This is a genomic window from Pseudonocardia sp. TRM90224 (genome assembly GCF_021245725.1).
In the GTDB taxonomy this organism is placed as follows: Bacteria; Actinomycetota; Actinomycetes; order Mycobacteriales; family Pseudonocardiaceae; genus Pseudonocardia.
Genome location: NZ_JAJGSX010000007.1, coordinates 286,404 through 312,839, shown reverse-complemented (window position 1 = coordinate 312,839; position 26,436 = coordinate 286,404). Strand labels below are relative to the sequence as shown.

28 protein-coding genes are annotated in these 26,436 nt (G+C 72.1%); 16 read left to right on the top strand and 12 right to left on the bottom strand.

Annotation, left to right across the window (positions count from 1 at the left end):
- Positions 1 to 30: 30 nt before the first annotated feature.
- On the top strand, positions 31 to 1,113 hold the full coding sequence (locus LL648_RS14355) for a nitronate monooxygenase (RefSeq protein ID WP_374112039.1): 1,083 nt from the start codon (positions 31 to 33) through the stop codon (positions 1,111 to 1,113).
- 22 nt (positions 1,114 to 1,135) lie between these two features.
- Here the strand turns inward: LL648_RS14355 and LL648_RS14350 are convergent, their stop codons facing one another.
- A complete protein-coding gene (locus LL648_RS14350) occupies positions 1,136 to 1,825 on the bottom strand; it encodes a DUF899 domain-containing protein (protein WP_308190321.1) in 690 nt (229 codons plus the stop codon).
- Between the two features lie 99 nt (positions 1,826 to 1,924).
- Between LL648_RS14350 and LL648_RS14345 the strand changes: the two genes are divergently transcribed.
- Positions 1,925 to 2,569: an MOSC domain-containing protein gene (locus LL648_RS14345; RefSeq protein WP_232663013.1), complete on the top strand. Its 645-nt coding sequence runs from the start codon at positions 1,925 to 1,927 to the stop codon at positions 2,567 to 2,569.
- A gap of 34 nt (positions 2,570 to 2,603) precedes the next feature.
- Here LL648_RS14345 and LL648_RS14340 read toward each other — a convergent pair whose 3' ends face one another.
- The gene (locus LL648_RS14340; protein ID WP_232663012.1) at positions 2,604 to 3,068 is read right to left on the bottom strand and encodes a MarR family winged helix-turn-helix transcriptional regulator; all 465 of its coding nucleotides are present in this window, start codon (positions 3,066 to 3,068) and stop codon (positions 2,604 to 2,606) included.
- 91 nt (positions 3,069 to 3,159) lie between these two features.
- Complete coding sequence (locus LL648_RS14335) at positions 3,160 to 4,125, bottom strand: zinc-binding dehydrogenase (protein WP_232663011.1); 966 nt, start codon at positions 4,123 to 4,125, stop codon at positions 3,160 to 3,162.
- A 44-nt stretch (positions 4,126 to 4,169) separates the two neighbouring features.
- On the opposite strand from LL648_RS14335, the gene LL648_RS14330 reads away from it, so the two are divergent.
- Genes LL648_RS14330 through LL648_RS14315 form a run of 4 tightly spaced genes read left to right on the top strand, consistent with a single transcriptional unit; the run spans position 4,170 to position 5,726 of the window.
- A complete protein-coding gene (locus tag LL648_RS14330; RefSeq protein ID WP_232663010.1) occupies positions 4,170 to 4,349 on the top strand; it encodes a hypothetical protein in 180 nt (59 codons plus the stop codon).
- Positions 4,346 to 4,837, top strand: a complete 492-nt coding sequence (locus tag LL648_RS14325; protein WP_232663009.1) for a ribonuclease domain-containing protein — start codon at positions 4,346 to 4,348, stop codon at positions 4,835 to 4,837. The genes LL648_RS14330 and LL648_RS14325 overlap by 4 nt, the downstream gene beginning before the upstream one ends.
- A complete protein-coding gene (locus tag LL648_RS14320) occupies positions 4,834 to 5,202 on the top strand; it encodes a barstar family protein (RefSeq protein ID WP_232663008.1) in 369 nt (122 codons plus the stop codon). The genes LL648_RS14325 and LL648_RS14320 overlap by 4 nt, the downstream gene beginning before the upstream one ends.
- Positions 5,203 to 5,213: 11 nt before the next feature.
- Entirely contained in the window at positions 5,214 to 5,726 is a 513-nt protein-coding gene (locus LL648_RS14315; protein WP_232663007.1) for a DUF402 domain-containing protein, read from the top strand.
- On the opposite strand, the gene LL648_RS14310 is transcribed toward LL648_RS14315, so the two are convergent.
- Both LL648_RS14310 and LL648_RS14305 read right to left on the bottom strand, forming a co-directional pair.
- On the bottom strand, positions 5,713 to 6,252 hold the full coding sequence (locus LL648_RS14310) for a GNAT family N-acetyltransferase (protein WP_232663006.1): 540 nt from the start codon (positions 6,250 to 6,252) through the stop codon (positions 5,713 to 5,715). The two genes, LL648_RS14315 and LL648_RS14310, sit on opposite strands and share 14 nt — an antisense overlap.
- Positions 6,253 to 6,260: 8 nt before the next feature.
- Positions 6,261 to 7,247, bottom strand: coding sequence for an NAD-dependent protein deacetylase (locus LL648_RS14305; protein ID WP_232663005.1), 987 nt, complete (start codon positions 7,245 to 7,247; stop codon positions 6,261 to 6,263).
- Between the two features lie 74 nt (positions 7,248 to 7,321).
- Here LL648_RS14305 and LL648_RS14300 point away from each other — a divergent pair, with 74 nt between their 5' ends.
- The gene (locus tag LL648_RS14300) at positions 7,322 to 7,912 is read left to right on the top strand and encodes a TIGR03086 family metal-binding protein (RefSeq protein WP_232663004.1); all 591 of its coding nucleotides are present in this window, start codon (positions 7,322 to 7,324) and stop codon (positions 7,910 to 7,912) included.
- 95 nt (positions 7,913 to 8,007) lie between these two features.
- Here the strand turns inward: LL648_RS14300 and LL648_RS14295 are convergent, their stop codons facing one another.
- Together LL648_RS14295 and LL648_RS14290 are read right to left on the bottom strand one after the other, a co-directional pair.
- Positions 8,008 to 8,679, bottom strand: coding sequence for a phosphonatase-like hydrolase (locus tag LL648_RS14295; protein ID WP_232663003.1), 672 nt, complete (start codon positions 8,677 to 8,679; stop codon positions 8,008 to 8,010).
- 18 nt (positions 8,680 to 8,697) lie between these two features.
- On the bottom strand, positions 8,698 to 9,804 hold the full coding sequence (locus LL648_RS14290; RefSeq protein WP_232663002.1) for a TIGR03364 family FAD-dependent oxidoreductase: 1,107 nt from the start codon (positions 9,802 to 9,804) through the stop codon (positions 8,698 to 8,700).
- A 122-nt stretch (positions 9,805 to 9,926) separates the two neighbouring features.
- On the opposite strand from LL648_RS14290, the gene LL648_RS14285 reads away from it, so the two are divergent.
- Positions 9,927 to 10,661, top strand: a complete 735-nt coding sequence (locus LL648_RS14285) for a GntR family transcriptional regulator (RefSeq protein ID WP_232663001.1) — start codon at positions 9,927 to 9,929, stop codon at positions 10,659 to 10,661.
- A 6-nt stretch (positions 10,662 to 10,667) separates the two neighbouring features.
- Here the strand turns inward: LL648_RS14285 and LL648_RS14280 are convergent, their stop codons facing one another.
- Positions 10,668 to 11,435, bottom strand: coding sequence for an enoyl-CoA hydratase-related protein (locus tag LL648_RS14280; RefSeq protein ID WP_232663000.1), 768 nt, complete (start codon positions 11,433 to 11,435; stop codon positions 10,668 to 10,670).
- 80 nt (positions 11,436 to 11,515) lie between these two features.
- On the opposite strand from LL648_RS14280, the gene solA reads away from it, so the two are divergent.
- A complete protein-coding gene (gene solA / locus LL648_RS14275; RefSeq protein ID WP_232662999.1) occupies positions 11,516 to 12,646 on the top strand; it encodes an N-methyl-L-tryptophan oxidase in 1,131 nt (376 codons plus the stop codon).
- Positions 12,647 to 12,911: 265 nt separating this feature from the next.
- On the opposite strand, the gene LL648_RS14270 is transcribed toward solA, so the two are convergent.
- A complete protein-coding gene (locus LL648_RS14270) occupies positions 12,912 to 13,613 on the bottom strand; it encodes a ferritin-like domain-containing protein (protein ID WP_232662998.1) in 702 nt (233 codons plus the stop codon).
- 152 nt (positions 13,614 to 13,765) lie between these two features.
- On the opposite strand from LL648_RS14270, the gene LL648_RS14265 reads away from it, so the two are divergent.
- Positions 13,766 to 14,689 carry a 1-aminocyclopropane-1-carboxylate deaminase/D-cysteine desulfhydrase gene (locus LL648_RS14265; RefSeq protein ID WP_232662997.1) on the top strand — a complete coding sequence of 308 codons (924 nt, stop codon included), beginning with the start codon at positions 13,766 to 13,768 and terminating at the stop codon, positions 14,687 to 14,689.
- On the opposite strand, the gene LL648_RS14260 is transcribed toward LL648_RS14265, so the two are convergent.
- Entirely contained in the window at positions 14,625 to 15,530 is a 906-nt protein-coding gene (locus LL648_RS14260; RefSeq protein WP_232662996.1) for a hypothetical protein, read from the bottom strand. The genes LL648_RS14265 and LL648_RS14260 overlap by 65 nt on opposite strands.
- Before the next feature lie 382 nt (positions 15,531 to 15,912).
- Entirely contained in the window at positions 15,913 to 16,707 is a 795-nt protein-coding gene (locus LL648_RS14255; RefSeq protein ID WP_232662995.1) for a helix-turn-helix domain-containing protein, read from the bottom strand.
- Positions 16,708 to 16,795: 88 nt separating this feature from the next.
- On the opposite strand from LL648_RS14255, the gene LL648_RS14250 reads away from it, so the two are divergent.
- From LL648_RS14250 to LL648_RS14240, 3 genes are all read left to right on the top strand, one after another.
- On the top strand, positions 16,796 to 17,197 hold the full coding sequence (locus LL648_RS14250) for a PaaI family thioesterase (RefSeq protein WP_232662994.1): 402 nt from the start codon (positions 16,796 to 16,798) through the stop codon (positions 17,195 to 17,197).
- A 198-nt stretch (positions 17,198 to 17,395) separates the two neighbouring features.
- On the top strand, positions 17,396 to 18,121 hold the full coding sequence (locus LL648_RS14245) for a DUF2382 domain-containing protein (RefSeq protein ID WP_232662993.1): 726 nt from the start codon (positions 17,396 to 17,398) through the stop codon (positions 18,119 to 18,121).
- A gap of 56 nt (positions 18,122 to 18,177) precedes the next feature.
- Positions 18,178 to 18,927: an N-formylglutamate amidohydrolase gene (locus tag LL648_RS14240; protein ID WP_232662992.1), complete on the top strand. Its 750-nt coding sequence runs from the start codon at positions 18,178 to 18,180 to the stop codon at positions 18,925 to 18,927.
- A 90-nt stretch (positions 18,928 to 19,017) separates the two neighbouring features.
- Here LL648_RS14240 and LL648_RS14235 read toward each other — a convergent pair whose 3' ends face one another.
- A complete protein-coding gene (locus tag LL648_RS14235) occupies positions 19,018 to 20,133 on the bottom strand; it encodes an LLM class flavin-dependent oxidoreductase (RefSeq protein WP_232662991.1) in 1,116 nt (371 codons plus the stop codon).
- Positions 20,134 to 20,449: 316 nt separating this feature from the next.
- Between LL648_RS14235 and LL648_RS14230 the strand changes: the two genes are divergently transcribed.
- The 3 genes from LL648_RS14230 (at position 20,450) to LL648_RS14220 (ending at position 26,395) form a co-directional block, all read left to right on the top strand.
- Complete coding sequence (locus LL648_RS14230; protein WP_232662990.1) at positions 20,450 to 22,354, top strand: FAD/NAD(P)-binding protein; 1,905 nt, start codon at positions 20,450 to 20,452, stop codon at positions 22,352 to 22,354.
- Positions 22,355 to 22,454: 100 nt separating this feature from the next.
- Positions 22,455 to 23,864: a 3' terminal RNA ribose 2'-O-methyltransferase Hen1 gene (locus tag LL648_RS14225; protein WP_232662989.1), complete on the top strand. Its 1,410-nt coding sequence runs from the start codon at positions 22,455 to 22,457 to the stop codon at positions 23,862 to 23,864.
- Positions 23,861 to 26,395: a polynucleotide kinase-phosphatase gene (locus LL648_RS14220; RefSeq protein ID WP_232662988.1), complete on the top strand. Its 2,535-nt coding sequence runs from the start codon at positions 23,861 to 23,863 to the stop codon at positions 26,393 to 26,395. The genes LL648_RS14225 and LL648_RS14220 overlap by 4 nt, the downstream gene beginning before the upstream one ends.
- The last annotated feature ends 41 nt before the right edge of the window (positions 26,396 to 26,436 follow it).

Sequence of the window (26,436 nt, the reverse complement as noted above, 5' to 3'; positions counted from 1 at the left end):
CCGCGGCCGGCGCGGAGGCACCATCGGAGCATGGGCTTGACCGACTCGCTGCAGTCTCCTGTCATCGCTGCGCCGCTCGCGGGTGGCGTCGGCACTCCGGAGCTCGTTGCCGCGGTCGCTGCGGCCGGCGGGCTGGGGTTCCTGCCGGGCGGGTACCTGACGCCGGAGGCGCTCACCGAGCAGATCGCGACGGTGCACCGGCTGTCGGTGCGTCCGTTCGGCGTGAACTTGTTCCTTCCCGGCCCGCGTCGCGACGAGGGGGTCGCGCAGTACCGGGAGCGGCTCGAGGCGTCCGGGTTCGAGCCGGGCGAGCCCATCCACGACGACGACCACTACCCCGGCAAGCTCGAGCTCCTGCTCGCCGACCCGGTGCCGATCGTCTCGTTCACGTTCGGCTGCCCCGACGCCGAGACGGTGGCGGCGCTGCACGGCGTCGGGTCCGAGGTGGCCGTGACGGTCTCCAGCCCCGACGAAGCGCGGGTGGCCACCGCTGTCGGCGCCGACGTGCTCGTCGTGCAGGGCATGGAGGCCGGCGCCCACCGCGGCGTCCACTCGGACGATCCCGCGCACCCGCAGGGCGGCGAGACGTTCGGGCTGGTCGCGTTGCTGCGGCTGGTCGCGTCGGTCACCGACCGCCCGCTCATCGCCGCGGGCGGGATCATGGACGGCGCCGGGATCGCCGCTGTGCTCTCGGCGGGCGCGGTGGCGGCGCAGCTGGGCACCGCGTTCCTGCGCTGCCCGGAGGCGGGCACCACACCGGCGCACCGTGCGGCGCTCGCCGCGGCGAAGGCCGAAACGGTGATCACCCGCGCCTTCACCGGGCGCCCCGCGCGGGGCATCCGCAACCCGTTCCTCGACGAGCACTCGTCGGCTGCGCCGGCCGCGTACCCGCAGCTGCACCACATGACGAAGCCGATCCGGGCGCTGGGCGACCCCGATTCGATGAGCCTGTGGGCCGGCCAGGCCTACCCGCTCGGCCGTCAGCTGCCGGTGGGCGAGCTGGTCGCGGTGCTGCTCGACGAGGCCCGGGCCGCGGCCGCCAACACCGCCTCGCGGCTCGGCGTCGGGCGTTCCACGCTGGGCAGGCCGATGGCCCGCCAGTGGGCCGGCTGACGCTGCGACCGCGCACCACCCGTCAGTCGTACTCGTCGTGGCGGCCCCACCAGTAGGGGGTGCCCTGCGGGCGGCCGGCCGGCGTGTCCTCCCACTCCTCCTGCCGGCCGAGCGGGGTGATGTCGAGGAGCGAGCGGGTCGGGGTGAACGGCTCCGCACCGCGGCCGTTCACGAAGTAGGTGCGGAACACCCGGCCGCTGTTGTCGTGGATGAACACGTTGAGCCCGAAGTGCTCGTCGACGCCGAAGTCCTTGCTGAACGCGTCGCCGAGCAGGGTGTACCAGGGCACGTCCCAGCCCATCCGCTGCTTCAAGGCGGTGATCTTCTCCTGGTCGGCCGGCGAGACCAGCACGAAGGTCGTGTCGCGGACGTTGACGTGCGCCAGGTGCGGCACGTGGTCGGTGAAGAACGAGCACCCTTCGCAGCCCTTGTCCGGCCAGCCGTCGACATCAGGCTGGTAGAAGAAGCGGTAGACGATCAGCTGGCGCCGCCCGGCGAACAGGTCGAGCAGGCCGACCTCGCCGTCCGGGCCGATGAACCGGTGGTCGCTCTCGACCGGCGTCATGGGCATCCGGCGGCGCTCGGCGGCGAGCGCGTCGCGGGCGTGGGTGAGCTCCTTCTCCTTGACCAGCATGGCCTCGTAGGCGGTGGCCCACTCCGCTGCCGAGACGACCGGCGGCAGCGCGCTGTCGGGTATCGACGTTGTGCTCACGGAGGCTCCTCTCCTCGGATCGGGGTTGCCGTACCGAAGTGGTGACCCGCCGACGGGGCGGAACTCATCGGGTTAGTTTGGACCGATGGGGGCTGGGAGGTGACGGGCCGCGTCGAGTCGGTCAACGTCGGGGTGGTGCGCACCGGGGCGTGGACGGGCCGTATGGGTCGTTCCGCGATCGACAAACGTCCTGTTCCAGGCGCCGTCCGCGTCGACGCCGCCGGGGTCGCCGGGGACACGGTCTGCGACGTGGACAACCACGGCGGACCCGACCAGGCCGTGTACGCGTACTCCGTGGCCGATCTTGCGTTCTGGACGACCGAGCTGGGCCGGCCGATCGTGCGCGGCTCGGTCGGGGAGAACCTGACGCTGGCCGACGTCGACTGCTCCGGCGCCGTCGTCGGCGAGCGCTGGCGAGTCGGGACGGCGGTGCTGGTGGTGCGCGGCCCGCGCATCCCGTGCCGCGTCTTCGCGGGCTTCCTCGACGAGCCGGGGCTCGTGAAGCGTTTCACGCTGGCCCGGCGGCCCGGCGCCTACCTCGGCGTCGAGCGGGCGGGCACGGTGGCGGCCGGCGACCCGGTCGAGCTGCTCGACCGTCCCGCGCACGGGCTGACCGTGCGCGACGTCGTGGCGGCGATGTCGGGCGACCGCGAGCACGTGCCCGCAATGCAGTCCGCCCGCGAGCACCTGGGTGCGCGCGGGCGGGAGTGGTTGGACCGGATCGGGGCCGGCACGACGCTGTGACGGGGAGACGGTAGGGGAGACGGTCGTTCGTCGCTCAGGCGCGCACAGCGAGCACCTCGAGCAGTTCGGCGAGCTGCGCGCGTTCTGGGGTGTGCGACGCGCCGATCGCCTCGCCTGCGCGGCGTTCCACGCGCCCGCAGACCCGTTCGACCACCGCACGTCCGTCGGTGGCGAGATGGACGAGGACCCGGCGGCGATCCACCGGGTCGGTGCGGCGGAACGCCAACCGCGACGCCACCAGCTTGTCGACGACCCGGGTGGCCGTCGGGGCCGGCAGCGCGGTGTGCGAAGCGATCTCGCCCATGCTCCGCCCACCTCCACGAGCGAGCATCAACAACACGCGCCAGCCATCGCGGCTGACGCCTTCCGCCGAGGTGACCGGGGACAGCGCGGTGGCCACCGCGCGGTCCAACCGGTCGAGCAGCTCGACCAGACCTGTCACTCGCGGCGCCGGGATGAAGACCGATCCCGGCGCCCTTCGACTCTCTGGCTCAGACACGGTCACAGACTGTACGTGCTGAGAGGGCCGATCGAGGCTCTAAGGTTGCTGAGATTCGAGACGAACGGCCCCTTGACCGCGCCCAGCGGTATCAGCGGGTGAACACGATCTTGCCTGCGGTGTCTCCGTCGAGCATCGCGCGGAACCCTTCCTCGGCCCTTTCCATTGGCAGTTCGAGCCCGATCTCGGGGTCGATCCCGGCGTTCGCGACGAACGCCAGCAGGTCCGCGAGCTCGTCGCGGGTGCCCATCGTGGAGCCGATCACCCGCAGCTGGAGGAAGAACAGCCGCTGCAGGTCCGCTCCGGGGTTCGGGCCGCTCGTCGCGCCGGAGACGATGATCGCCCCGCCGGGCTTGAGCGCCCGCATCGAATGCGCCCACGTGGCGTCACCGACGGTCTCGAAGACGGCGTCGACGCGCTCGGGCAGGCGCTCTCCCGAGGGGAAGGTGGCGTGCGCGCCGAGCTTCGCGGCCAGCGCGCGCTTCTCCTCGGTGCGCCCGGTCACCCACACACGCATCCCGGCGGCCTTCCCGAGCTGGACGAGGGCGGTGGAGACCCCACCCGAGGCGCCCTGCACGAGCATCGTCTGCCCCGGCCGCAGCCCGGACTTCACGAAGAGCATCCGGTAGGCGGTGAGCCACGCGGTTCCCATGACGGCCGCCTGTGCGGCGGTGAGGCCGTCCGGGAGCGGTACCGCGTTGCGAGCGGGCACGACCACGGTGTCGGCGAACGTGCCCTGGTGCTTCTCGGTGAGCAGGGTGCGCTTCGGGTCGAGCGTCTCCTCCCCGCGCCACGACGGGTCGCCGATCACGGAGTGCAGGACGACACCTGACCCGTCGGGGAGGGTGCCGGCCCCGTCGCAGCCGAGGATCATGGGGAACTGGTCGGGTTTGATGCCGACCCCGCGCAGCGTCCAGAGGTCGTGCATGTTGAGGCTGGCGGCCGTCACCGAGACGGGCACCCAACCGTCGGGGACCTGGGGCTCGGGGCGCTCACCGACCCGGAGCGACTCGAGCGGAGCATCGGCGTTGGGCTCGGCTGCATAGACGGCGAACATGTGCCCGAACCTAACGAAGAACGCCCGGGTCTACGCTGTGAGGCGTGGTACGGGCGATCGCGGACTGGTGGGACGCGGTCGAGCTGTGGCTCACGCAGCTCCCGTTCCCCTTCCAGGTGTTGCTGGCGACGGTGGTGCTGATCCCGCTCTGCTGGGGCGTTTCCGCTGGTGTCGACCGCCTCCTCGACGTCGTTTCGGCCAAGTTCCCGGCCCGGCGCGAATGACCCGGCGCACGTGGTCGCTGCTGGCGGGTCTCGTGCTCGTCGTCGCGGTGATCGGCGTCGCGTTCCTCGTCCGGCCCGCCGGTCCGGTGCCTGCCGGTGCGGACCCGGCGGCGGCCCGGACGGCGGTCCAAGGGACGGCCCAAGCGCCGGCCGGATGCGGTCCCGTCGCCCCCGATGTGCCGGGAGCCGCCGAGTCGGGGCTTCCAGTTCAGCCGCTCTGCGCGTTGCCGCCGGAGGCCGCGCAGGTGTGGAAGCAGATCGTGGCGGGCGGCCCGTTCCGCTACGACCGCGACGGGATCACCTTCCGCAACCGCGAGCGGCTGCTGCCGCGGAAACCGGACGGTTTCTACCGCGAGTACACCGTGCCCACTCCCGGGGAGTCGGATCGTGGCGCGCGCCGGCTCGTCACGGGGAAGGACCGCGAGGTGTACTACACCGCCGACCACTACGAGAGCTTCGTCGTCGTCGACGTCACGGCGACGCGATGAGGGCCGGGGTCGAGCGGGTCGAGCGACCCGCCGCCGAGGTCGCCGCGGCTGCGCGCCGGGGCGGCGCGACGGTCGGTGTGCTGCCCGCAGTGGCGGATCGGCGCTCGCTGTTCACAAAGGTTGGCGCTGCGTTGCAGTTCCCCGGTTACTACGGGCGCAACCTCGACGCGCTGGAGGAGTGCGTGCGCGACCTCTCCTGGCTCCCGGCGGGCGAGGTCGTGCTGGTCTGGGAGGACGACGCCGCGCTGCTGGCCGCCGACCCCGCGACGCACCGCGCGGTGCTGGAGATCCTCACCGACGCCGCGGCGGAGTCGAAGTCGGGACCGCGACCGTTGCGGGTTCTGCTGGCGCCGCCGGCCCCGTAGGTTGGTAAGACGTGACGGCCGTTCGGATCGTGTTCTCCAAATGGGACGGTGCACGGCACTGGGAGTACGACGGGGTCCGCCTTGGTGCCGACGAGCACGGCATCTGGGTCGGTGCCCGCAACGGCACCCCGGTCAGCCGGCCGGGCGCGGCGTTCACCTCGTCGTACGACTACGTCGCGCTGCTGCCGCCCGCCGGGTTCGCCGCCGCGTTCTACGAGGACGTGTCCTCGGCGCCGTTCTCGACCTACGTGGACATCTGCACGACACCGGTGTGGCACGACGGCACCGCGGCGTGCGTCGACCTCGATCTTGACGTGATCAAGGACCGGGCCGGGCGGATCTGGGTGGACGACGAGGACGAGTTCGTCGAGCGCCAGGAGCTGCTCTCCTACCCGGCGCCGCTCATCGAGGAGGCGCTGCGCACGTGCGACGAGGTGCACAAGGCGATGCTGGCCGGCGTGCCGCCGTTCGACGGCGACACGAGCGCCCGCTGGCTCGCCGTCCTGGCCGCTACGGCACCCTAGGCTCGGGCCGGTCGCGGCGCAGCATGACGTAGAGCGCGACGTCGTGGTAGGCGCCGTCCTCGAAGAAGTGGTCGTGGAACGTGCCCTCCTGCCAGAAGCCCAGCCGCTGCAGCATGCGCCGCGACGCGAGGTTGTCGCTGTTCGTGTGCGCCTCGACGCGGTTGAGGCCCATCGTCGTGAACCCGTGCTCCAGCGCCGCGGTCATCGCCTCGAACATCAGGCCCTGACCCCACAGGTGCCGGCTGAGGTCGTAACCGATCCCGGCCCGGTGGTGCTCCCGCGCCCAGAAGTTGAAGCCGAGCAGGCCGACGACGTCGTCGTACCCCTTGATCGTCAGGCCCCACCGGACGGCGCCCGTCTCGCGGTACTCCGCGGCCAGCCGCGCGATCAGCTCGTACGACTCGGAGACGGCCTTGTGCGGCGGGTCGTTGTGCTTCTGCTCCTCGACGTCGCTGCGGAAGGCGAAAAGCGAGTGCGCGTCGGCGGGCACGATCTCGCGCAGCATGAGGCGGGGCGTCTCCAGCACGGGGAACACTAGGAGGGTCCTGAACAGCTGGGGCCGTAGCGAGCGGCGTCCAGGTGGTGTCCTCGCAAGGCGCGCGGATGCGGCGATACCGCTGTTGTATCGACGTATTCGCGCAACGCCGCGGGGGCGCCGCCTGGGCGACGCGCAGTAGGTCCCAGCTGTTCAGGGCGCTCGTAGGGCGCGGCCAGCACGGTGAGCGCCTCGGAGCAGCCCGCGTCGACGAGCACGGTGGCGAACTCGTCGCCCCTGGTCGCGCCCCTGTTGAGGATCACGACCGGGGTGCCGGCCTTCGCGGCATGGCGCACGAACCGCAGCCCCGACATTACGGTCAGCGACGAGCCGGCGACGAGCAGCCCTTCCGCGTCGTCGACCATCGTGTAGGCGGCGGCGACCCGCTCGCGGGGCACGTTCTCGCCGAAGAAGACGACGTCGGGCTTGAGCACGCCGTCGCACTCCAGGCACGGGACCAGCCGGAAGCCGTCGACCCGCTCCAGCACGGCGTCGCCGTCGGGTGCCGACTCGATCTCCGCGCCGGCTGCCTCCAGGAAACCGGGGTTGAGCGCCTCGAACCGGCGTTGCAGCTCCACGCGCGGGCTGCGCTGCAGGCACTCGAGGCAGACGACGGTGTCGATGCGGCCGTGCAGGTCGATCACAGTGCCGCTGCCCGCGGCGGTGTGCAGGCCGTCGACGTTCTGCGTGATCAGCCCGTGCACGACACCCGCGCGCTCCAGCCTGGCCAGGGCGTCGTGACCGGCGTTCGGTCGGGCGTGCGCCATCCGGGCCCACCCGACGTAGCTGCGCGCCCAGTACCGCCGCTGCGCGACCGGGCCGGAGCGGAACTCCTGGTAGGTCATGGGTGTGCGGCGCGGCGAGCCGGGCCCGCGGTAGTCGGGGATGCCGGAATCGGTGGAGAGCCCGGCGCCGGTCAGCACCGTGAGCCGCAGCCCGGCCAGCACCTCGATCGCCCGCTCCAGCGGCCCGGCCAGCACATCCACCCCTCCAGGCTAACCGCGGTGATGGTGTCGCGTTCGTCCAATACGCCGCGCCGGCCCGGCGGAAGACTGGGGACATGGATCACGCAGAGAGTTTCAGCGCCAGCATCGACGTGGCCGTCGCGGCGATCCGCGGGGCCGATCCCGCCCGCTACGACGACCCGAGCCCGTGCACCGAGTTCACCGTCGGCGAGGTCGTCAGCCACATCGGGTTCGGCATGCTGCTCGCGCAGCGGGCGGCGGCGCGCCAGGAGTGGGAGCCGGAGTGGAAGGCGGCCGACATCGCGCCGTACCTGGTGGACGTGCCGCGGGAGCGGTGGGCGGACCTGGTCGCCGAGCAGGGCGCGGCCACCGCGAAGGCGTGGGCCGACCCGTCGGTCTGGGAGGGTGAGACCACCTTCGGCGGCGGCGCGATGCCCGCGGCCGCCGTGGGTTCGATGATGACCACCGAGTTCGCCGTGCACGGCTGGGACGTCGCGGCAGCCACCGGCCAGACCCTCGACATTGCCCCGGACCTGGCCGACGAGGTGGCCGGCGGCGTCGCAGCGATCGCGCCTATGGGCCGCGACGGCGGCTGGATGGCGGCCGAGGTGGACGTGCCCGATGGCGCCAGCACGTTCGAGAAGGCGCTCGCCGCTGCGGGCCGCGACCCAGCGTGGAAGCGGTGACGGAACGCGGGTGCGGTGCGGGGGGAGGGCAGGAAAGCCACTTTCCGGCCCTCACAGGGCAGGAAAGTGGCTTTCCTGCCCTCCCGGGCGCCCACTCACCCGCGCGTTGAGCTCGGCAGGCCGAGCAGCGCGGGGAGCTCCGCCACGCCGGCGATGACGTGCGTTGCGCCGGCCCCGTCCAGCTCCGGGCCGGTCTGGGCGCCGGTCAGCACGCCGACGACCATGCCGACGCCTGCGGCGAGGCCGGCCCGGATGTCGAGGACGGTGTCGCCCGCGGCGAGGACCGCTGCGGCATCGTCGACGCCGGTGCGCCGCATCGCCTCCCGGATCATGTCCGGCGCCGGGCGGCCCGCGGCCACCTCGTTGGCGCACACGACGGCGTCGAGGTGCTCCCCGACCGTCCAGCCCACCGCCGCCAGCAGCGGTTCGGTGACGGGACGGCGGAAGCCGGTGGTGAGCGCGACGAGCACCCCGGCGGCGCGCAGCGTGGCCAACGCCGCCGGAACGCCGGGCAGCGGACGCGGCGGCTGTGCGGCGTATGCGGCGACCAGCCGCTCGACGAACTCGGTGTGCACGGCTTCGACCGTGGCGGCGGGGGCGTCGAGCAGTGCGGCGATGGCCTCGCGCTTGTCGGCGCCCATCCAGTGCCGGATGTCGGCGTCGGAGGGCTCGTGGTCGCGCACGACCTCGGCGAGCAGCCGGTACACCGCGCCGCCCTCGTCGACCGTGGTACCTGCGATGTCGAGCGCGACGAGCTGGATCGTCATGACGGGGCTCCCGGCTGGTCAGAGGGTGTCGAGCACGTCGGGGGCCAACCCGAACGCGGTGGTCATGCCGATGCCGGCGGTGACCGCGACCGCGGTCACGCCCGGCGCGACCGTCGTTCGCAGGAACTCGGCGTCGGGGGCGCTGGCGTAGACGCCCTGCCAGCGGTGCACGACCCGCAGTTCGTCGACGCCGAGCAGCGCGGCGGTCTCGGCGAGCAGCAGCTCGTCGAGCGACTCGCTGCGCAGCGGGTCGAGAGTCCTGGCGTAGGTGTGGGTGTCGCCTACGACGAGGTCGCCGTCGGGACGCTGGGTGAGCATGTGGTTGATCCCGGCGTCGAGCATCTCGGGGCGTTCCTCCGCCCACCTCTTGCGCAGCGCGGCGGCGCCTGCGGTCGCGCTGAACGCCGGGTAGCGCAGCAGCGACGAGCCCGTCAGCACGGCTGGCGGCACGGTGATCCCTCCGGGGGCCCTGACCTGCATCATCTGCAGGCCGCAACGCCGCATGCCGGCCTCTTCGGCCGTGGCCGGCAGCAGCCGGTCGAGGTCGTGGCCGGCGCAGACCACCACGTTGCGCCCTGCGATGTCGCCACGTGGGGTGCGCACGCCGCCGCTCTCGACGCCGGTGACGGTCGTGGACCACAGCATGCGAACGCCAGGCTGGTCCGCGAGCCACGCCGCGATCGCCGGCGCGGCGGCGCGCGGGTCGAGCCGGATGTCCCGGGGCAGGAACGCGCCCCCGTGCAGTCCGGCGGTGGCGACCGGAACCCGCTCGGCCACCTCCGCTGCGCTCAGCGCCACCACCTCGTCGGCGCCGCGAAGCTCGCCGAGCTCGTTGATGCAGGCCATCTCCTCGGCGGAGCGCGCCACCGCGAGTGTCCCGGACTCGGCAGCCCAGAAGCCGGCTTCGCGGGCGAGCCGCAGCCAGGTACCGCGGGCTCGGCCGCCGAACGCGTAGGCGTCGCCGACCTGCGCGGTGAGGCAGCCGTGGCCGAAGTTGCGGACCGAGGCGCCGACTGCGCGCTCGTCGCGCTCCACGACGGTGACGCTCATACCGCGGGCGACGGCGTCGACGGCGTGGGCGAGGCCGACGATGCCGGCTCCGACGACAACCAGATCCGTGCTCACGGGGAGGAGGGTTGCAGCCGCCGGAGATCGGCGTCAACAACTTGTAGATACAAGTCATAGGCAATTCACCTGCGCTGCCATGTCCTCGTGAACCGGATCGCTCGAACTTGTATGGTCAGCCCGTGGAGACTCCTCTGCACACCGCGCTCGCTGCCGAGCTGCGAGGGCGCATCCGCTCGGGACGGCTTGCGGTCGGCGACCCGATGCCTTCGGAGTCGGAGCTCTGCCGCGAGTTCGGCTCCTCCCGCGGGCCGGTGCGGCAGGCGCTCGCGACGCTGCGTGACGAGGGCCTGATCGGCGGTGGTCAGGGCCGGCGCGCGGTTGTACTGGACTCCGTGGCGTCGCAGCCGTTCGAGACGTTCCTGTCGTTCTCCCGATGGGCGCAGCTCATCGGGCGTGCACCCGGCCAGCGCACGCAGGAGATCGCGGTGCGCCGCCCCGACCCCGCCGTCGCCGCCGCCCTGCACCTCGACGCCGACACGCCGGCCGTCCAGCTCGTCCGGCTGAGGCTGCTCGACGGTGTGCCGGCGATGCTGGAGCGCACGACGTTCGTTCCCTCGATCGGGAGGGCGCTGCTAGACGTCGACCTCGACGCCGGTTCGATCTACGCCTACCTCATCGAGCGCGGCGCCGACCTGCATGCGGCCCGGCACACGCTCGACGCCATCGCGGCCGACACCGAGGACGCGCGGCTGCTCGACGTGCCGGAAGGGGCCCCGCTGCTGCGGGAGCGGCGACTGACCGCCAGCTCGACCGGGGTGCCGCTGGAGTGGTCGGACGACCGCTACCGCTCCGACGTCGCGACGGTGACGATCACCAATACCCGGTCGCGCGCGGCGATGGTGCGGTCCGGCTAGCCGCTGTTATTGCGCCCAGCTCGGCTTCCGCTTCTCCGCGAACGCCCGCATGCCTTCCTGGCCCTCCTCGCCGGCGAAGAAACGGGCGGAGAGCACGTTCATCTCGGCGAACTGCTCCTCCATCGCGTCGGGGCGCGGCGCGCGCAGCATCTCCTTCGTCGCAGCGAGCGCGCCGGGTGCGCCGAGGCGCAGCATCTCGACGTAGCGGCCGACCTCGGTGTCGAGGTCGAACCCCGGCACCGCGCTGTTGATCAGCCCGATCTGGACGGCGCGGTCGGCGTCGAACGTCTCGCCGGTGAGGAACAGCTCGTGCGCGGCACGCGGGAGCAGTCGCGGCAGCACCGTCACGGAGATGATCGCCGGCACGACACCGATGCGGACCTCGCTGAACGCGAACGTCGCCCCCGCATCGGCGACGGCGATGTCGCACGCGGCGACCATGCCGACCCCGCCCGCCCGAGCCGGGCCCGCGAGCTTGGCGACGACCGGCTTCGGCGACGACCAAAGCCGCTCGAGCACGCTCGGGAACTCCTTGACGCCCTGCGCCTGCGCGTCGGCCCCGCGGGACTCCTTGAGGTCCATCCCGGCGCAGAACACCGTGCCGGTGTGGGTCAGGACGATCACTCGCGCGCCCGGGTCGCCGATCGCGGCCTCCAGGTGGTCGCGGAGCTCGCGGCGCAGCTGGGCGGAGAGCGCGTTGCGGTTGGCGGGGGAGTCCAGCGTGATCGTCGCGATGCCGTCGGTGACGTCGAGGTGCACCAGCTCGTCGGTCATGACGGCACGTTATCCCGCGGGTCGTCCGGGGAAGGCATGATCGAGCTGATCAGGTCGTCGAAGTGCGGGGACGGAGCGGTATGGACGCGCAGGTCGCTGTGATCGGTCTGGGCAGCACCGGTTCGATGGCGCTGTGGCAGCTCGCGAAGCGCGGCGTGCGCGCGATCGGGTTCGAGCAGTTCACCCCCGGCCACGACCGTGCCGCCGCCGGCGGCGAGTCGCGCATCTTCCGCACTGCGTACCTCGAAGGCACGCAGTACGTCCCGCTGCTGCTGCGTGCCAGGCAGCTGTGGCGGGAGTTGGAGGAGGAGTCGGGAGCGCGGCTGCTCACGCTGACCGGCGGGCTGATGATCGGCGCGCCCGGCTCGGACATGCTCGCGAACATCACGGCCAGCGCCGAGCAGTACGACCTGCCGCACGAGGTGCTCGACGACTCCGCGATGGCCGCCCGGTTCCCGCAGCACCGCGTCGGGCCTGGTGAGATCGGCTTCCTGGACGAGTGGGCCGGGTTCCTCCGGCCGGAGTTCGCGGTCCTCGCTGCCGTGCGGTGCGCGCAGGCGCGTGGGGCGACGGTCGTCCCGTCGTGCCGGGTCGACGCGGTCGACCCCGGAGACGGCCTGGTCACCGTGCACGCCGGGGGCCGGGCGTACACGGTCGAGCAGGTGATCGTCGCGCCGGGCCCGTGGACGGCGAGGTTCGCGCCGCAGCTCGCCGGGCACGTCCGCGTCGAGCAGCTGCTGCTGGCCTGGTACTTCGCCCTGGACGCCGGCGCGTACACCGCCGACCGGTTCCCGATCTTCATCAGGGACATCGGCGGCGGCCGCTCGATCTACGGGTTCCCGACGCTCGACGGCGGCCTGGTGAAGGTGTCGCCGGAGGGCGGTGTCCGGCAGCTGCACGACGCCGACACGTTCGACCGGAACGTGCCACCATCGGTGACCGAACGGGTCGACGCCGCGGTTGCCGAGTGGCTGCCGGGCCTCGTCCCGACGCCGCTGCGGGTGTCCACCCACCCCGAGGCCTTCACCAGCGACGGGCACGGCCTGCTCGGCCGGCTCCCCGGCACCGGCAACGTCTGGCTGTGCGGCGCGTTCTCCGGGCACGGGTTCAAGATGTCGACCGTGTTCGGCGAGATCGCAGCGCAGCTGGCGAGCACGGGCGGCACGGACCTCCCGATCGGCCACCTGGACCCGGCCAGGCTGGCCGGCTAGCGCCTCGGCGCTCGGCTCGGGTGTACGGCCGCGGTTGGGTCGGTGAACGAACGGCACTTTCGTCCATACCTATTGGACGAGAGTGCCGTTCGTTCGTTTCCGGGCGGCCGGGGCAGCTCACCCAGGGGTCGGGGAGGGCAGGAAAGCCACTTTCCTGCCCTGTGGGGGCCGGAAAGTGGCTTTCCTGCCCTTGCGTGCGGAACACACACATCCCGGCTGGCCACCACCGCTCGCGCCTGCGGCACCTCGTCCATGGCGGGCGCGCTCACCGCGCCCCGGCCGGCGCGCGCACGGCGAACACGTCCGCGACCACCCTCCGCACCAACCCCACGACGTCGCGGAGGAACCCGCGCCGCCGCACCCCGGTCGCGACGAGCGCCGGCCCGTGGTCCCACGCGACGACGACGGCAGCCCCGCAGAACAGCACCCACCACCCAGCGACGACGACCACCCGCGCCGGCACCGGCAGCGTCGCGAACCCGGCTCGCAACCGGTCGACGTGGAAGGGCACGTGCCGCTCCTCGTCGGCGAGGATCCGCCCGCTGACCTCGCGCACGAGCGGGTCGGGCGCCCCGTCGCGCAGTGCCCGGTAGTAGCGCAGCGCGATGACCTCCGCGACCATCAGGACCATCAGCTCCGTCCGCAGCCCCAACGACCTGCGCAGAGCGACGAAAACCGCGTCGGACCAGTGCGACCCGATCAGCGGCACACCCCCGGCGTCCAGCAGCAGCCCGAGCATCCGGGCGTGGTTCTGCTCCTCCGCGACGAACAGCCGGACGGCGGCGGCGTAGCCGGGGTCGCCTGCCCGGTCGGCCTTGCCGATCAGGTTCGCGCCGTCGCCGGCCTCGCCGACCTGGAACCGCTGCAGGCTCGCCGCGAGCGCGGACTGCAGGTGCGCCCCGCGGGTCCAGTCGGGGTCAGCCGGTCGCGCGGCCGCCGCCGCTTCGAACTCCTGTTGCCACGTCACACCGGCATGATGTGCCGCGCGGGCGCCGATCGGGCGGGTCTTCACCAACCCCGCACACGATCCTCACTGGACGAACCGGCACACGCCCACCGGCTCGGCCGGTGACGCTCGCGACGGCGCCGACGCAGCCTTCACCGGCTTACTCTGGCGCGGTGTCCGTGTCGGGCGTGGATCTCAGGCTGCCGTCGCCGCTTCAGGAGGTGCGCGACGAGCGGCTGCGCGGGGTGCGGCTACTCGTCAAACGTGACGATCTGATCGGCACCGATCTCAGCGGCAACAAGTGGCGGAAGCTGGCCCACCTGATCACGGATGCGCAGCGGTCCGGGGCATCGACTCTCTTGACCTTCGGGGGTGCGTACTCCAACCACATCCGAGCGGTGGCGGCGGCTGGACGTGAGTTCGGCTTCCGGACCATCGGAGTGGTTCGTGGCGAGGAGCGTCCGACCAACGCGTCGCTCGACAGGGCGATCGAGCTCGGGATGCAGCTGCACTACGTGTCTCGCACCGAATATCGGCAGAAGCACGACCCGGCGTTCCTGACTGATCTACGCGAACGGTTCGGATCGGTCTACGTCGTTCCGGAGGGTGGATCGACACCGTTCGCCATCCCGGGTTGTGCCGCGCTCGTATCCGAGATCGACCAGCCATTTGACCTCATCTGTTGCCCCGTCGGCACCGGAGGAACCCTTGCCGGGCTGGCAGCCGGGCTCGGGAGCGGCCAACGAGCACGCGGATTCTCGGTTCTTCGAGGTGTCACGTCGCTCGGTGCCGATGTCGGCGCGCTGCAGGCAGCCGCTGTCGGAAGCGTTCTGCAGAACTGGGATATCGACCATCGGTTTCACTTCGGCGGCTTCGCCAAGCGAACGCCCGAGCTCGTTGCCTTCGCCGATGACTTCGCCGAGCGCCACGGCATCGAGCTCGAAATGGTCTACGTGGCGAAGATGCTCTTCGGGATCTTCGCGTGCATCGCCGACGACGAGATCCGACGGGGGACGACCGTCGTCGCGGTCATCACGGGTGCGCCGTATCCGGATCGGCATCGCCGATCCAGCTCAGCTCCCACGGTCCGGAGTTGACGACGAAGTGCTTGCCGAGCCCAAGCCATTGGCCTGTCATGGAGCGACCCGTTGGGTCGAGCACGAACTCGACACTTCCTCGATACGTCGCCGCCCGGTAGTGGCCTGTTGGTGAAGTGCGCTCCTCCCACGATCCGGTGACAGCGAGCCCGTCGACCCGCAACGCCATCTCCAGGATGGAACCCGACGTATTCGGCTGGCTGTGCCCGATGAGTTGCCCTTGCGCGGTGCGGAACGACAGCTCATGGACGCCTTCGAGTTCAGCGTTGCGACTCGTGCTCCGAAATCGGTAGACGCTCCGCCAGCGTCCGCACAGCCGATCGAGGTCGTTCCTGCCGCTGGTGATCGTCGAGTTTCCTCCACCTCTCGCTGAGAGGTGTGCGGCGGCAGCGGTCGCAGTGCTGAGCTTGAGGAGCAGCCAATGCCTCTCAGCCTCCGGGAGCTGGCTCGACCAGCACTCGATGGACCTGGTCAGCTCCGGCAGCGCCAGGTGCTCGACCTGCCACGCGATCGGCTCCTGCGCAGGATGCGTCGACTCGACATCGCGGCCGCGATGGTCACCCCAGTCGACCAGCATATCCGCAACCGAGCACCGATAGAGGAACGCGAGTCGTTCGAGCACGGCGAGGGACGGCGCGTAGCCGGTCGTGCTGGGCCATGTCTCCCAGTAGGAGATGTTCTTGAATGTCTTCGGATCGTCGGGCCATTCAGCTGTCCAGCGTTGTGCCACCTCCGACTGGCTCCAGCCGTGCGCCAACCGGATCGCCGCACGCGCGTTCAACCCGAACTGCTCTCGCAGCGCATCGGCGATCAGCCGCCATGGCTTACCCCGCGCACGCATGGCGGCTGCTAACTCGACCTGTCTCCTCCGCCCAGCTCCGCGAGACGGCATGGGTCGAATCGTACGCGGCCTCCCCGTTGAACGGGGAATCGTGCGTCCAGTATCAATCCGCGGCGGGGTGGGGCGTAGGCGCCGATCGTCCGAGACTTCACCCGTGGACGACGAACCGACCGACTGGCCTGCAGCAAGGGCCCTTGCCGGGATGCCCGACCTGGTCGTCGCCCTGTTGGCCGTTCACGTCGACGATGGCCGCCGCCGCTGCAGAGCGTGCCGTTCGCAGGTCAGGACGGCGCCGAAATGGCCATGTGCCATCCACGTCCTCGCGAGTGCCGCATCGCGATCCGTCGGCGACACCTTCTTCAGCGGTCGAGCTCGCAGATGATCAGTCGAACCGTTTGCGCAGGTACGCGGCGGTGGCGTCGTCGCCGGGGAAGAAGCTCTCGATCGCCACCTCCTCCAGCGTGACGTCCAGCGGCGCGCCCAGCACCGCGACCGTGCTGAACATCGTCAGCTCCTGGTCGGGGTGGCGCAGCCGCAGCGGCAGGACGATCCGGTCGTGCGGCTGCGCGGTCGGATCGAGCCCGGCGTCGCGGCAATAACCGACGAGCTCCCCGAGCAGCGCACGCAGCCCCGTCGTCGCGGCCCGTTCGGCCTGCCGGCGAAGCCGCGACACCAGGTGTGCCGCGTACTCCGGCAGGTCGACGACGTGGGGGGCGAGCCCGCGCGGGTGCAGGCTCACCCGCATCACGTTGATCGGCGGCGCGAGCAGTGCCGGGTCGACGAGGTCGGTGAGCAGTGCCACGGCGCGGTTGCCCGCAAGGAGGTTCCACGAGCCGTCGACCAGCACGGCCGGGTAGGGGTCGTGGCCGTCCAGGATCCGCCCGAGCGAGCTGCGCACCTCGGCCAGCTCCTCGGCGTCGAACCCCAGCTCGGTGTACGCCGGCGCGTACCCGGCCGCGACCATCAGCTCGTTGCGTCCACGAAGCGGCACGTCCAGCTCCTCGGAGAGGTGCAGCACCATGTCCCGGCTCGGCTTCGACCGCCCGGTCTCGAGGAAGCTGAGGTGCCGCGCGGAGACGTCGGCCTGCAGCCCGAGGTCGAGCTGCGTGAGCCTGCGGCGCTGGCGCCAGTCGCGCAGCATCATCCCGAAGCTCGAAGGGAGCGTGGCTGTCGTCATGACGGCGACGCTACTGGCAGCGCCGCGGCCGCTCGATGACGTCGGAGGTAATGGACGGGCATCCCTCGCGCGCGGCAGCCTGTGCGGCATGACCGACGACCCGACGGCGCAGCTGCACTCCGCGATGCCGTTCACCCGCCTCCTCGGCGCGACCGCGGTGGCCTCGACGCCCGAGCAGGTGCGGCTGCGGCTCGACTGGGACGAGACGCGCTGCACGACGGCCGGCCTGATGCACGGCGGCGCGCTGATGGCGCTGGCCGACTCCGCCGGCGGGCTCTGCGCGTTCCTGAACCTCCCGGAGGGCGCGACCGGGACGGCCACGGTCACGTCGGCGACGAACTTCCTGCGTCCGGTCCGGTCCGGCCACGTCGAAGCGGTCGCGACACCGTTGAACGTCGGGCGCACGGTGATCGTCGTCGACACGGTGCTGCGCGACGGCGACGGCCGGCTCTGCGCACGCGTGACGCAGACGCAGGCCGTCTTCCGTTGATCACAATGTGCTCGGCGGGACCCCCGGACGTGTCCACGATCGACGGACGTGACCCGCGGCGGCGGTGACACACGATCACGACGTTGGTGCCGATGGGCACCAAGATCACTCGATCCGATCGCTCCTGTGTCGATGCCGGCCGTGCCGACAACCCTTCTGGTGTTCCCTCATCGCTACGAGCAGAAGGGCGAATCTCGAATGATCACGCAGGACATGATTCCGCAGATCGTCGGCCAGCAGGCGTACGACCGCGACGGCCAGAAGATCGGCAAGGTCGGTCAGATCTTCGTCGACGGCCAGGACGGCTCGCCCAAGTGGGCCTCGGTGAACACGGGCCTGTTCGGGCTGACGGAGAGCTTCGTCCCGCTGGAACGCGCGGACATGCACGACCGCGATCTGACGCTCGCCGTCTCCAAGGACGAGGTCAAGGACGCGCCGAAGGTGGACGACTCCGCCGACCACATCAGCGTGGAGGAGGAGCGCAGGCTCACCCGGCACTACGCGCGCTGGTTGAACGGAGGCGGCCGTGACTCTGGTCGGGACATGCACCGCGACGGCGGCATGACCCGTTCCGAGGAGCGGCTGAGCGTCGGCACCGAGTCGCACGAGACGGGCACCGTCCGGCTGCGCAAGTACGTCGTCACCGAGCAGCAGAAGGTGAACGTGCCCGTCAGCCACGAGGAGGTGCGGGTCGAGCGCGAGCCGGTGCGCGACGGCGACCGCGCCGCACGCGGTCCGCGGATCGGGGAGGACGTGCAGGAGGTCACGCTGCACGCCGAGCGCCCCGTCGTGGACAAGCGCGTCGAGGCCGTCGAGCGGGTCCGGCTCGGCACCGAGAAGGTGACCGAGGACCACACGGTCTCGGAGAAGGTGCGCAAGGAGCAGGTCGAGGTCGACGACCCCAAGCACCAGCTGCGGCGCTGACCTTCCTACTGGGCGCGTCCTCGCACAGGATCACCTCTGTGCGAGGACACACCCATGTGCGGCGCCTCTCCGGCGACGACGCCAGCCCCGTGCTGCTCCACGTGCCGCACGCCGGCACGGACATCCCGGGCTGGGTTCGCGACCGGCTGCTCGTCGACGACGCCGGGCTCGCGGCGGAGCTCGCGGCGCTCACCGACCACCACACCGACGCGATCGCCCTCCGCGCCGCCGAGCAAGCCCAGCTCCGCCCGTTCGTGCTGGTCAACGAGGCGTCCCGGTTCGTCGTCGATCCCGAGCGGTTCCCCGACGAGCGCGAGGAGATGGCGGCCGTCGGCATGGCGGCGGTCTACACCCACGGCACGCGCGGCCAGCGGATCCGCGCGGACGACCACGAGCACCGCGACGACCTGCTCGCCACCTTCTACGAGCCGTGGGCGGACGCGGTGCGCACCGCCGTCGACGACCGGCTGCGCGCGACAGGGCGCGCGGTGCTGGTCGACGTCCACTCCTACCCGGCCGAGCCGCTCCCGTACGAGCTGCACGCCTACGGTCCCCGGCCGGCCGTCTGCCTCGGCACCGACGCGGCGCACACGCCGCCGTGGCTGGTCGATGCCGCCCGGCAGGCCTTCGCCCCGCTCGGCGACGTCGCGCTGAACACGCCCTTCTCGGGGTGCTACGTGCCGCTCGCGCACCACCGCGTCGACCGGCGGGTGCACTCGATCATGATCGAGCTGCGCCGCGACGTCCACCAGCTGACGTTCGAGCCGACCATCGCGTGCCTGGCCGCGCTCATCGACGCCCTCTGAACGCCACCAGCCCTAGAACTTCCCCACCGTTTTGTGCACTTGCGCGCGATTTCGGCGCGCATCCACCCAAAACGGTGGGGAAGTTCGGGGTCAGGCTGACGCGGTGGCTGTCACTTCGGCCGCGTCGCGCCGCGCGACCTCGGCCCGGACGAGCGGGATGACCTCGCGGCCGAACTCCTTGGCGTCCTCGATCAGGTCGTAGCCGCGGGCCGACAGGATCCGCACGCCGAGGTCGTAGTAGTCCATGAGCGCCGCCGCGACGGTCTCGGGGGTGCCGACGAGCGCCGTCGAGTTGCCGGCCCCGCCGGTGGCCTTCGCCGTGACCGTCCACAGCGCCCTGTCGAAGCGCTCACCCTGCGCCGCGACCTCCAGCAACCGCTGCGATCCGGCATTCTCCGGGTCGGTCAGCTTGTGCCGGCGCGTGAGGCCGACGGTGCCACCCTTCGTCCGGTCCTGGATGCGCGCGACGGTCGCGTAGGCCTTCTCCCAGGCCTCCTCCTCGGTGCGGCCGAGGATCGGGCGGAACGCCACCTGGAACGTCGGCGCCGGCCGGCCGACCGCAGCGGCGAGCTGCGTGATCGTCGCGATCTGCTCGGCGGTGCCGGCGAGCGGCTCGCCCCACAGCGCGTAGATGTCGGCCTCCTCCGCCCCCACCTTGTACGCGGCGGGCGACGAGCCGCCGAACGAGATCCGCGGCCGCGGCTTCTGCGCGGGTTCCACGTCCAGCACGAAGTCGGTGAACGTGTAGTGCTCGCCGTGGAAGTCGAACGGCTCGCGCGACGTCCACGCCTTCTTGAAGATCTGGATGGCCTCGCGGGTGCGGTCGTAGCGGCGGTCCTTCGGCAGCGTGTCGCCCTCACGCTGCTGCTCGTGGTCGTTCCCGCCGGTGATCACGTGGATGGTGAGGCGGCCGTCGCTGATCTGGTCGAGCGTGGCGACCGTCTTCGCGGCGAACGTCGGGTGCGAGACGTTCGGGCGGTGCGCGAGCAGCAGCTGCAGCCGCTCGGTCCGCAGCGCGATCAGGGCCGCGGCCTGCGCGGGGTCGGGGGAGCCGGAGCCGTACGCGGTGAGCACGCGGTCCCAGCCGGTCTCCTCGTGCGCGCGGGCCAGCGCGATCGTGAACTCCTTGTCGAACGCCGGACCGGTGCGCTGCTCGGTCTCGGTGCCGTTGTTGGTCGCGCCGATGCCGAGGAACTCGACGGGCATGGGGGGTCCTTCCGGGTGGGTGAGGTGAACGGGCACGGGCTCAGGAGCCCGGACACCCCGCCGACCAGACCCGTCCGAAGTCGACGTGCCGCCGCATCACCAGCGGAACCATGACCGACACGCCTCCCACCACAACACCGCTCAGGGCGACGGTCAACACCGATGTGACGACGTGCCGCTGGCCTCGCCGCACGGCCCGATCTACGGTTGGTCCGTGGGGATGCATCTCGCGAGCCGCCGGCACGTGGACTTCTGCCGCACCTGCGCCGCCCTCTGAGCCGCCGGACGTCCGTGTCCGGCTGCCCGAGAGGAACCCATGACCCCCTCCAGCATCGTGATCGTCGGTGCCGGTCCCCGCGGTGCGGGGCTGCTCGAACGGATCGCCGCCAACGCCCCCGAGCTGTACGGGCCCGCGCTCGCGGGCCGCGGTCTCGACGTGCACCTGATCGATCCGTACCCGGCCGGGGCCGGCCGGATCTGGCGCGCCGAGCAGTCGCCGTTGCTGGCGATGAACTCGATGGCGGCCGACGTCACGCTCTTCACCGACGAGACCGTGCAGTGCGAAGGCCCGATCCGGCCAGGCCCGTCGTTCTGGGAGTGGACGCGCGACCACGCCGACCCGGATGCGATGGAGCCCGCGCTGGGCGCCGAGCTGCGGGCGGTCACCGCCACGACGTTCCCGAGCAGGCGGCTGCAGAGCGTCTACCTCGAGTGGGTGTTCGGCGAGCTGGTCGCGCGGCTGCCCGACGGCATGCGGGTGCACGTGCACCGCAGGCGCGCCACCGGGCTCTCCGAGGAGCGCGGCCGTCAGCTCGTGCACCTCGACGGCGCGCCGCCGCTGCCGGCCGACACCGTCGTGCTCGCCTCCGGCCACCTCGACGCGGCGATGCCGCCCGACGAGCTCGCCCTCGCCGGCCGGGCCGCTGAGCAGGGCTTGCGCTACCTCCCGCCGGAGCAGACGACCGACACCGACCTCTCGGTCATCGCGCCGGGCGAGACGGTGCTCGTGCGCGGGATGGGGCTCGCGTTCATCGACCTCGTCGTGCTGCTGTTCGAGGGCCGGGGCGGCCGCTTCGAGAACGACGGCGACGAGCTGCGCTACGTCCCGTCGGGCGCGGAGCCGGTGCTGGTGGCCGGTTCGCCGCGCGGTGCGCCCTACCACTCGAAGACGCACTACGGCCTGCGCGCCGGTCGTCCACCGCTGCCGCGGTTCCTGCCACGCGCCGCGGTGGACGCCATCGTGGCCGCGCACGCCCCCGTCGACCTGCGGGAACAGGTGTGGCCGCTGATGGCCAAGGAGATCGCGTGGGGTTGGTACCACGAGCTGTTCCTCGGCCACCCGGATCGGGTCGCGCTGCCGTGGGCGGGTTTCGCCGAGCGGTTCGCGGAACATGAGTGGGGCTCGCCCGCGATGGCCGAGCTGATCACCGCGGGCGTCCCGGACCCCGTCGACCGCATCAACTTCGCCGCGCTCGACCGCCCGCTCGACGGCGTGACGGCACCCGATCTCGCCGCGCTGCAGCCGCTGGTGCGCGAGCGGATCGCCGAGGACCTGCGCCAGCACGTCGACCCCGCGCACACCCCGCACCTCGGTGCGTTCGTCGCGATGCTGTCGGTGTACGCGGAGATCAGCAGGCTCGCAGGGACGGGGGTGCTGTCGGCGCGCTCGCGTGCGGTCGACCTGCGGTGGTGGAACGGGTTCTTCAACGGTGTGGCGAGCGGGCCGCCGGGGTTCCGCGTCCGCCAGCTGCTTGCCCTCTCGCGGGCGGGGTTCGTCCGGTTCCTCGGCGCGGGGATGTGGGTCGACGTCGTGGACGGGCGGTTCGTCGCCGGGAGCGCGTCGCTGCCCGGTGCGGAGCCATTGACGGCCGACGTGCTCGTCGACGCGCGGCTGCCGGAGCCGAGCGTCGCGCGCACCACCGACCCGCTGCTGGCGAGCCTCCTGTGCGAAGGCGCCATCAGCGAGGACGTGCTCGTCGACACCGACGGCACGCTGCTGGGCAGCACCGGGCTGATCAGGGTGCGGCATGCCGACGGGGCCCTCGTCGACGCGACCGGTGCGGTGCACCCGCGCCGGTTCGCCGTCGGCCCGCACACCGCCGTCAAGCCCGGCGGCGCGTTCACCAGGCCGGGCATGAACGCGCAGAGCCTGCGCTACAACGACGCGGTCGCACGCGCGGTGCTGCGCAGCCTGCCTGCCTCGGCGGCCGCCGCCGCGTAACCGAAACTTCCCCACCGTTTTGCCAACCTGCACGCCTCCCAGGCCGTGCAAGTCGGCAAAACGGTGGGGAAGTTCGGGGCGGGTCCGGCAGACTCGCCGCGTGTTGTTGACGTTGACCACGACCGCCGAGCCGGCGACGGACCTCGGCTTCCTGCTGCACAAGCACCCCGATCGGGTACAGGCGTTTCCCGTCTCGGCCGGCACGGCCCACGTGTTCTACCCACAAGCGGACCCGGACACGTGCACGGCGGCGCTGATGCTCGACGTCGACCCGGTCGCGCTGGTGCGCGGCCGGCAGGGCAACGACGGGTTCACGCTCGGGCGCTACGTCAACGACCGGCCCTACGTCGCGGGCTCGATGCTGGCGGTCGCGATCGGCTCGGTGTTCTCCTCGGCGATGAAGGGCCGCTGCACGGCCCGCCCCGAGCTGGTGGACACCCCGATCCCGCTCACCGTGCACCTGCCGACGCTGCCGTGCCCCGGCGACGGCAGCATGATCGAACGTCTCTTCGCGCCGCTGGGCTGGACCGTCGAGTCGACGGCCGTCCCGCTCGACCCGGAGTTCCCCGAGTGGGGCGACTCGCGCTACCGCGACACCACGCTGACCGGCGTGCTGCGGCTGGCCGACGCGTTGACCCACCTGTACGTGCTGATCCCGGCGCTGGACGGCAGCAAGCACTACTGGATCGGGCCCGACGAGGTCGAGAAGCTCCTGCGGGTCGCCGCGGGCTGGCTGCCGGGGCACCCGGAGAAGGAGCTGATCAGCCGCCGCTACCTCGCGCACCGCCGCTCGTTCGTGCGCTCGGCGCTGGAACGGCTCGCGGAGGCCGACGACACGGCGGTGGAGGCGATCGACAACGCCGTCGTGGATCCGGAGCAGGACGAGCAGGACGAGCAGCCGGAGCGTCGCGAGCCGCTGGCCGTTCTGCGGCGGGGCAGCGTGCTCGCCGTGCTGCGCGCCGCCGGCGCGCGCCGCGTGCTGGACCTCGGCTGCGGTGGTGGGGCGTTGCTGCGCGACCTGCTCGGCGACCCGTCGTTCACCGAGATCGTCGGCGTGGACGTCTCCTCGACCGCGCTCGCCCTCGCGGAGCGGCGGCTGCACCTCGACCGGATGTCGGAGCACAAGCGGGCACGGCTGACGCTGCGCCAGTCGGCGCTGACCTACGTCGACGGCTCGCTTGCGGGCTTCGACGCGGCGGTGCTGATGGAGGTGATCGAGCACGTCGACGAGGAGCGGCTGCCGGCGCTCGAACGCAGCGTGTTCGGTGCGGCCCAGCCCGCGACCGTGGTCGTGACCACGCCGAACGTCGAGCACAACGTGCGGTACGAGACATTGGAGCCGGGCCGGTTCCGGCACACCGACCACCGGTTCGAGTGGACGCGCGCGCAGTTCGGGGAGTGGGCGTCGGGGGTGGCGGAGCGCAACGGCTACGCGGTCCGGTACGTCCCGGTGGGGCCGGACGACCCCGAGGTCGGCCCGCCGACGCAGATGGCGGTGTTCTCGCGATGAGCATCCTGCGCATCCCCGACATGGCGCTCGTGGTGCTGGTCGGCGCCTCGGGCTCGGGCAAGTCGACGTTCGCGCGCACGCACTTCCCGTCGACGGCGGTGCTGTCCAGCGACACGTTCCGCGGGATGGTCGCCGACGACGAGAACGACCAGTCCGCGACGCAGCCGGCGTTCGAGGCGCTGCACTTCGTCGCGGGCAAGCGGCTCGACGCCGGACGGGTCACCGTCATCGACGCGACCAACGTGCAGCAGTCGTCGCGAGCGCCGCTCGTGGCGCTGGCCCGCGCGCACGACGTGCTGCCGGTGGCGATCGTGCTCGACCTCCCGGAGGCGGTCTGCCAGGCGCGCAACGTCGAGCGTCCCGACCGCGACTTCGGGCCGCACGTGATCCGCCGCCAGCGCGCCGACCTGCGCAGGTCGCTGCGCGGGCTGGCGCGCGAGGGGTTCCGCAGGGTGCACGTGCTGCGCTCGGTGGAGGAAGTCGAGGCGGCGCGGATCGAGATCGAGCCGCTCCTGAACGACAAGCGCGAGGAGCGCGGCCCGTTCGACGTGATCGGCGACGTCCACGGTTGCCGGATCGAGCTGGAGCAGCTGCTCGGCGAGCTCGGCTACACGATCACCCGCGACGGTGCGGACCGCGCGATCGGCGCGCACCACCCGGAGGGCAGGCGGACGGTGTTCGTCGGCGACCTCGTCGACCGCGGCCCGGACACCCCCGGCGTGCTGCGGCTGGCCATGGGCATGGTCGCGGCGGGCGACGCGTTCTGCGTCTCCGGAAATCACGAGCAGAAGCTCGTCCGCTCGCTCTCGGGGCGGAAGGTGCAGGTCACGCATGGGCTGGCGGAATCGCTGGCGCAGTTGGGCGAGCAGGACGAGGAGTTCCGCAAGCAGGCGTTGGAGTTCTGCGACGGGCTGATCGCGCACTACGTCCTCGACGGCGGCAGCCTCGTCGTCGCGCACGCCGGGCTGCCGGAGCGGTTCCACGGCCGGGCGTCGTCGCGGGTGCGCAGCTTCGCCCTTTACGGCGACACGACGGGCGAGACCGACGAGTACGGCCTGCCCATCCGCTACCCGTGGGCGAACGAGTACCGCGGGCGCGCGACCGTCGTCTACGGGCACACGCCGGTACCGGAAGCCGAGTGGATCAACAACACGATCTGCCTCGACACCGGCGCCGTCTTCGGCGGTGCGCTGACGGCGCTGCGCTACCCCGAGCGCGAGATCGTCTCCGTCGATGCGCAGCAGGTCTGGTACGAGCCGGCCCGCCCGCTCGTGCCCGACGCGCCGAGCCCTCGCGAGCCCGACGTGCTCGACATCGCCGACGTCACCGGCAAGCGGATCGTCACCGCACAGCACCACGGCAACGTGACGGTGACCGCGGAGCAGTCCGCGGCCGCGCTGGAGGTCATGAGCCGGTTCGCGGTGGACCCGCGCTGGCTGGTGTACCTGCCGCCGACGATGGCGCCGACCGCGACCTCGACGCTGCCCGGTGTGCTGGAGCACCCGCAGGAGGCGTTCGGGGGGTTCCGGGACGCCGGCGTGCAGGAGGTCGTGTGCGAGGAGAAGCACATGGGCTCCCGCGCGGTCGTGCTCGTCTGCAAGGAGTCGGGCGCGCGCCGGTTCGGGATCGACGGCGGCGGGGTCGTCGTCACGCGCACCGGCCGGCCGTTCTTCGGGTCGGAGCTGACCGGCGAGCTGCTCGACGGCGTGCGCGCGGCCGTCACCGCCGCGGGGCTGTGGGACGAGCTGGCGACCGACTGGCTCCTGCTCGACGCCGAGCTGCTGCCGTGGAGCGCGAAGGCGGGCGGGCTGATCCGCGAGCAGTACGCGGCGGTCGGTGCGGCCGCGCAGGTCGGGCTCGGAGCGGCCGACGGGGTGCTCGCGGCCGCGGCGGCGCGGGGCGTCGACGTGGGCGAGCTGGCCGCCGGCATCCGGACCCGCGTCGACGCGGCGACGGCGTTCCGCGCGGCGTACCGGCGCTACTGCTGGCCGACCGACGGGCTGCGCGGAGTGCAGCTCGCGCCGTTCCAGGTGCTCGCCGCAGAAGGCGCGGCCTTCCACACCCGGCCGCACAGCTGGCACATCGCGTTGGCCGACCGGCTCGTCGAGGCCGACCCGGTGCTGTTCAAGCGCACTGCGACGGTGGTCGTCGACACGACCGATGAGCGCTCGACCGCGGCCGCAACGGCATGGTGGGACGAGCTGACGGGCGCCGGTGGTGAAGGCATGGTCGTGAAGCCGATGACCAACCTCACCCGTGGCGCGCGCGGCGGGCTGGTGCAGCCGGGCGTCAAGGTGCGCGGCAGGGAGTACCTGCGGATCATCTACGGCCCCGACTACACCGCGCCGTCGAACCTCGACCGCCTGCGCGCCCGCAAGCTCGGGACGAAGCGCTCACTCGCCCTGCGCGAGTACGCGCTGGGCATCGAGGCGCTCGACCGGCTGGCCCGCGACGAGCCGCTGTGGCGGGTGCACGAGTGCGTCTTCGCCGTGCTGGCGCTGGAGTCGCAGCCGGTGGACCCACGGCTCTAGCTGCTGCGGGCGGGGTGCGTGTGGAGGGCAGGAAAGCCACT

Coding starts and splice junctions, on each gene's coding strand:
- solA (WP_232662999.1), top strand. CDS start 11,516: ATGGACGCGCAGGTCGCTGTGATCGGTCTGGGCAGCACCGGTTCGATG.
- LL648_RS14230 (WP_232662990.1), top strand. CDS start 20,450: ATGACCCCCTCCAGCATCGTGATCGTCGGTGCCGGTCCCCGCGGTGCG.
- LL648_RS14250 (WP_232662994.1), top strand. CDS start 16,796: ATGACCGACGACCCGACGGCGCAGCTGCACTCCGCGATGCCGTTCACC.
- LL648_RS14280 (WP_232663000.1), bottom strand. CDS start 11,435: ATGACCGACGAGCTGGTGCACCTCGACGTCACCGACGGCATCGCGACG.
- LL648_RS14295 (WP_232663003.1), bottom strand. CDS start 8,679: ATGACGATCCAGCTCGTCGCGCTCGACATCGCAGGTACCACGGTCGAC.
- LL648_RS14335 (WP_232663011.1), bottom strand. CDS start 4,125: ATGTTCGCCGTCTATGCAGCCGAGCCCAACGCCGATGCTCCGCTCGAG.
- LL648_RS14260 (WP_232662996.1), bottom strand. CDS start 15,530: ATGCGTGCGCGGGGTAAGCCATGGCGGCTGATCGCCGATGCGCTGCGA.
- LL648_RS14220 (WP_232662988.1), top strand. CDS start 23,861: ATGAGCATCCTGCGCATCCCCGACATGGCGCTCGTGGTGCTGGTCGGC.
- LL648_RS14235 (WP_232662991.1), bottom strand. CDS start 20,133: ATGCCCGTCGAGTTCCTCGGCATCGGCGCGACCAACAACGGCACCGAG.
- LL648_RS14300 (WP_232663004.1), top strand. CDS start 7,322: ATGGATCACGCAGAGAGTTTCAGCGCCAGCATCGACGTGGCCGTCGCG.
- LL648_RS14245 (WP_232662993.1), top strand. CDS start 17,396: ATGATCACGCAGGACATGATTCCGCAGATCGTCGGCCAGCAGGCGTAC.
- LL648_RS14255 (WP_232662995.1), bottom strand. CDS start 16,707: ATGACGACAGCCACGCTCCCTTCGAGCTTCGGGATGATGCTGCGCGAC.
- LL648_RS14320 (WP_232663008.1), top strand. CDS start 4,834: ATGAGGGCCGGGGTCGAGCGGGTCGAGCGACCCGCCGCCGAGGTCGCC.
- LL648_RS14355 (WP_374112039.1), top strand. CDS start 31: ATGGGCTTGACCGACTCGCTGCAGTCTCCTGTCATCGCTGCGCCGCTC.
- LL648_RS14325 (WP_232663009.1), top strand. CDS start 4,346: ATGACCCGGCGCACGTGGTCGCTGCTGGCGGGTCTCGTGCTCGTCGTC.